Annotated in this window: 4 protein-coding genes; 2 read left to right on the top strand and 2 right to left on the bottom strand. The window is 54.4% G+C overall.

Annotated features, from left to right (window positions below; genetic code table 11):
• On the top strand, nucleotides 1-926 hold a 926-nt coding region (locus ABLA33_RS09915; protein WP_347720176.1), incomplete at its 5' end, for an SLC13 family permease.
• A gap of 84 nt (nucleotides 927-1010) precedes the next feature.
• On the opposite strand, the gene ABLA33_RS09910 is transcribed toward ABLA33_RS09915, so the two are convergent.
• Nucleotides 1011-1511, bottom strand: coding sequence for a hypothetical protein (locus tag ABLA33_RS09910; protein ID WP_315090769.1), 501 nt, complete (start codon nucleotides 1509-1511; stop codon nucleotides 1011-1013).
• A gap of 19 nt (nucleotides 1512-1530) precedes the next feature.
• Complete coding sequence (ribD, locus tag ABLA33_RS09905) at nucleotides 1531-2589, bottom strand: bifunctional diaminohydroxyphosphoribosylaminopyrimidine deaminase/5-amino-6-(5-phosphoribosylamino)uracil reductase RibD (RefSeq protein ID WP_347720175.1); 1059 nt, start codon at nucleotides 2587-2589, stop codon at nucleotides 1531-1533.
• 21 nt (nucleotides 2590-2610) lie between these two features.
• Between ribD and prmC the strand changes: the two genes are divergently transcribed.
• Complete coding sequence (prmC, locus tag ABLA33_RS09900; protein ID WP_347720174.1) at nucleotides 2611-3453, top strand: peptide chain release factor N(5)-glutamine methyltransferase; 843 nt, start codon at nucleotides 2611-2613, stop codon at nucleotides 3451-3453.
• Nucleotides 3454-3901 lie beyond the last annotated feature (448 nt).

Raw genomic sequence — 3901 nt, 5'->3', positions numbered from 1 at the left:
CCCCCGTGTTTGCCGCTCTCCCAGCCAGCGGTAAGGGGCGCATTGCGCTGACATTGAGTATCCCCGTTGCAGCCAATCTCGGCGGTATGGGAACGCCCATCGGCACGCCTCCCAACATGATTGCCTTAAAGTATCTCAACAGTCCGGAAGGGCTGAACATGGACATCGGCTTTGGTACGTGGATGATGTTTATGTTGCCACTCGTCCTCCTGCTGCTCGTCATCAGTTGGAGAGTGTTGCTCTATTTCTTCCCCTTCACAAAGAAAACTATCGACCTACACATCACCGGTGAAGTACACCGCGGTTGGCGTATGTGGGTGGTGTGTGCTACTTTCATTGTTACCATCCTGCTTTGGGTCATTCCGAAGGAGATTACGGGTATCGATTCCAACACTGTGGCAATGGTGCCCATGGGTGTCTTTGCGGTGACGGGCGTTATCACGGCGAAAGATTTGCAGGAGATAAACTGGAGTGTCATTTGGATGGTGGCGGGCGGTTTCGCTTTAGGTCTCGGCATGAATGGCTCAGGTCTGGCAGAGAACGCCATTGATAGTATCCCATTTGGCTCTTGGAGCCCTGTGGCTATCTTGCTCATTTCAGGCCTTATCTGCTTCTTCCTCTCGAACTTCATTAGCAACACGGCCACGGCAGCCCTGCTCGTTCCTATTCTGGCCGTTGTGTGCAAGGGTATGGGCGGTGCGCTCGGCTCTATCGGCGGCACGGCAACGATTCTCATTGGTATCGCCGTTGTTGCTTCCAGTGCGATGTGTCTCCCCATCAGTACTCCGCCGAACGCCATTGCATACAGTACGGGCCTCGTGAAGCAGAACGAGATGTTGAAAGTGGGGCTGACGATGGGCATCGTCTCTATGGTGCTCGGCTACTTGGTGCTCTACTTCGTTGGCTCTATGCATCTGATGGCTTAGTGGCTCTTGACAAATAGAAAAGAAGAGTCCCCAGTATCTACAAATACTGGGGACTTTCTTATGCTTAAGCCGTTATGGCGTGTTTCACCAATCGGGGTTTTCCACATCCGTGATAAGGAAGCTTTTGTTCTTCTTCACGATTCTCACGCGTAGGGTATCGCGCTTTCCTCTGGAGGTCATCTTGACCACATACCAGTTGTCCTTCGCTGGCTGTACCGAAAGTGTGCGCAGCATCTCGGCGTCGTCGGGATCCTGCCCGCCGCCACGGAAGAGCCATACGGCAAGGCCCATTCCGTCCTCGTCGTCATATTCGCTCACAAATCTTTCGTGGAGCTTCTCTATCAACTCTTCGGAGAAGTGTGCTCTGAATTTCGGATTGCTGTGTACATCCTTGCCTCCCAGAATATAGGTTTTGAGGAAGTGCTTATAGAACTGTCGCACTTCATTGGTGTTCGTTTTGTTGGTCGCCTTTTTCTTAGCAACCACCACTTTGTGAGGACCGCTCTGTGCCTGCGCTTCAAGGATAGAGCCGCTGCCAGTCCAGGTCAGAAGGGCAAGGCAAATGGGTAAGAGTACTTTTTTCATGATGATATAAAATATGTTGTTAACTATTTGTCCAATGACTGAACGGTACGCCGAATTTCTGGACGATTTCCTTCTCTACGCCGTAGGGCATACGCGGGGCAGGCACACCGCTTTGCAGCATAGTGGCCGACAATTCCTCCCACGCTTCGTCCCAGAGGCCCGCATCGATGAACGACTGCAAGGTTTGCGCGCCGCCCTCAACGAGGAGGCTCTGCACGTTCTGCCGGAAGAGCGAATCGAGCATGGTTTCGATGTCCGCAAAGCACTGCCAACCGCGTGGGAGTTCTCCCTCGGCCACGCGCCCCAAGACAACGGGGAGCGGGTCGGTTCCGTCCCACGCTCTCACCGTCAGACTCGGGCGGTCGAGGCGCAGCGTGCTGTGTCCCACAAGGATGGCCTGATGCCGCGCCCGTTGATGGTGCACGGTCATCTGAGTGAGCGGTGTGGAGAGTAGGGCGGGTTGCTGCGACGCTTCAAAGGTTGCCTCTTCAGTGCCTTCCTCTGCTGGTTGGATGGGGAGGGGAGCAGCAGCATCCGTATCGAAGAGCGGCTCTCTCCAACGGTCCAGAAAACCATCTTTACTGCGCGCCCATTTCAGTGTGATGTAGGGACGGCGGTGAGTATGGAACGTGAAAAACTTCCTATTCAGTGCGCGGCATTCTTCTTCCAATACGCCGACAACCACCTCTACGCCAGCATCGCGCAGCATCTGTATGCCGCGCCCATGAACCTTAGCAAAAGGATCTTCGCAGCCCACAACCACGCGCGGTATGTGGCAATCGATAATGAGTTTGGCACAAGGCGGCGTTCGGCCGAAATGAGAGCAAGGTTCGAGACTCACATAGATTGTGGCCTCCTGCAAGAGTGGGCGATCTTCGAGGCGCACACTGTTGATAGCATTCACCTCAGCATGTGCCTGTCCGCAATGGGCGTGATACCCCTCGCCAATGACGCGTCCCTCGCAAACAATCACCGCGCCCACCATCGGGTTGGGAGCAGCTCCGTTTTCGCCCTGCCGAGCCAGTTGGAGGCAGCGGTGCATATAGAAAGTGTCCGTTGTACTTTTTGATTTATTCATTACCTTTGCCTTATGAAATCTATGTTTCGCCAAATTGTTGATACGCTCGTCCCGACAGTGGAAGAACGGGAAGCCCGCGCCCTGGCGTTTGTTGTGTTGGAAGATGCCTTTGGCCTGTCGCGCACCGACATCTACCTGGGCAAAGATACGGCATTTTCCGAAGACGATACAATAAGGCTGGAAAAAATTCTCCGCCGCTTAGAGCAGGGCGAACCTGTGCAATACGCCATCGGTACAGCACAATTCTGCGATCTCACCTTTCGCGTGACGCCCGACACCTTGATTCCTCGACCGGAAACGGAAGAACTGGTGGGGTGGGTGGCTTCTCTGCTGCCCTCCGAGGCTCCTTGCTCTGTTCTCGATGTGGGAACCGGTACGGGCTGTATTGCCATCTCTCTGGCCAAGCAGTTTCCACGTGCGCAGGTCACGGCGTGGGACATTTCGGAAGAGGCTTTGGCCGTGGCGCAGCAGAATGCGGAAACGAATGGCGTTACAGTGGATTTTTGCCAAAAGGATGTGTTGGAAGTGGTAAATGAGAGCGCAGCGAGCGCGCCCTCGAGTGATGCTCTCTACATCGTTTCCAATCCCCCTTATATTTGTGAACGCGAGCGCGCGGAGATGGAAGCCCACGTTTTGGACTATGAACCGGCCTCGGCTCTCTTTGTTCCCGACGCCGATCCCCTTCTGTTCTATCGGGCTTTGGCGCGCCTCGGTCAGCAACTCAAAGCCACAGCGGTGTTGGTGGAAATCAACCAAGCCTACGGGCAAGAAACCGTCAGAATGTTCCAATCAAGCGGCTACTCCAACGTGGAACTGCACCGCGACATTTATGGGAAGGACCGAATGATAAAGGCGGTTCGCTAAAAAGCTAAACGCCCCAATCTTCTTGTCCGCATTGCCCGAATCTCTGCACTATTCGGTGAGGCTTCTAATGCTTCTTTGAATCATTTGCAAGGAGAGGCGCACAAACGCAATAGCGATGATAGTAAATCTCCTTATTGCGTTTGGGAATATAATAAGCCTATCCGCCAGCATCCTTATTGTGTCAGCTCACTCCCTTATTGGGTTTGAGAAAGCAATACGACTATCTGCTCGCATCTTTATTGCATCCACTCTCCCCAGCGACATAGCCTGCTCACCCATTGTCCCCGGCGGGGACACACCATGCTTAACCGCGGGTGATGCCCGAAGGGCGAACCCGTGGACAGAAGGAAAAGCCCACTCTCCGACACCGGCGGTGTCGCACAGCAGTCCACCTCTGCACGTCTGAGTTACCCCTCCACGCTTTCAGTGCGACGCCGCCGGCGTCGGG

The organism is uncultured Alloprevotella sp., from assembly GCF_963536905.1.
In the GTDB taxonomy this organism is placed as follows: Bacteria; Bacteroidota; Bacteroidia; order Bacteroidales; family Bacteroidaceae; genus Alloprevotella.
The sequence above is the reverse complement of the archived record's forward strand: the minus strand, read 5'-3'. Positions and strand labels throughout refer to the sequence as shown.

Bases quoted from the DNA above. Each gene is read 5' to 3' on its own strand.
- ABLA33_RS09910 (WP_315090769.1), bottom strand. From the start codon at position 1,511: ATGAAAAAAGTACTCTTACCCATTTGCCTTGCCCTTCTGACCTGGACT.
- ribD (WP_347720175.1), bottom strand. From the start codon at position 2,589: ATGAATAAATCAAAAAGTACAACGGACACTTTCTATATGCACCGCTGC.
- prmC (WP_347720174.1), top strand. From the start codon at position 2,611: ATGTTTCGCCAAATTGTTGATACGCTCGTCCCGACAGTGGAAGAACGG.